This window comes from Pseudomonas sp. PH1b, assembly GCF_000633395.1.
Lineage (GTDB): Bacteria > Pseudomonadota > Gammaproteobacteria > Pseudomonadales > Pseudomonadaceae > Aquipseudomonas.
Genome location: NZ_AYMU01000087.1, coordinates 1 through 600 on the forward strand (window position 1 = coordinate 1; position 600 = coordinate 600).

Consider the following 600-nt stretch of genomic DNA (forward strand, 5'->3'; position numbering starts at 1 on the left):
GCCAGGCGCTGGGCATCTACCAGGCTGGCCAGGGCGCCGGTTTCATCGGTGCGCTGGTGGGCGCGATCGTCCTGCTGGTGATCTACGGCTTCGTCAAAAAGAGCTGAGCCACGCTGCAAGCCCCCTCTGCCATCCGGGCGGAGGGGACCCCTTTCTTTATCTGAAACTTCACCGCAGCTGACGGTTTGGGCACTAGAATGCCCGGGTTTTTTCGTCCTTCCTTTTTGACCGAGCCACCCTCTCATGCGCCGTCTTCTATTGACCTTTGTTCTGCTGGGCTGCGGCCTGGCCCAGGCTGGTGAACTGCCGGAAACCGATTGGCTGGAGCTGATGCCCAAGTCGGACCAGAAGGCCCTGGAGCAGATGCCGGAAATCGACCACAACTCCCCGGAAGCCAACGGCACCTTCACCGAAAAGGGCGGCCTGAAGCAGAGCAAGGGCTTGCCGGCGGTGATGTATTCCACCAAGACCGTGGCAGCGATGAACGACAAGCAGATCCGCATCGGCGGTTATCCGGTGCCGCTGGAAGCCGATGCCAAGGGGCGCAGCACGCTGTTCTTCCTGGTGCCGTACCCGGGGGCCTGCATCCACGTGCCGCCA

2 protein-coding genes are annotated in these 600 nt (G+C 62.3%); both read left to right on the top strand.

Annotated features, from left to right (window positions below; all coding sequences use genetic code 11):
• A partial coding sequence (locus U873_RS0134135; RefSeq protein WP_029978912.1) for a GlsB/YeaQ/YmgE family stress response membrane protein occupies positions 1–107 on the top strand: 107 nt, incomplete at its 5' end.
• 136 nt (positions 108–243) lie between these two features.
• The coding region (locus U873_RS0134140) for a DUF3299 domain-containing protein (RefSeq protein ID WP_025132490.1) at positions 244–600 on the top strand (357 nt) is incomplete at its 3' end.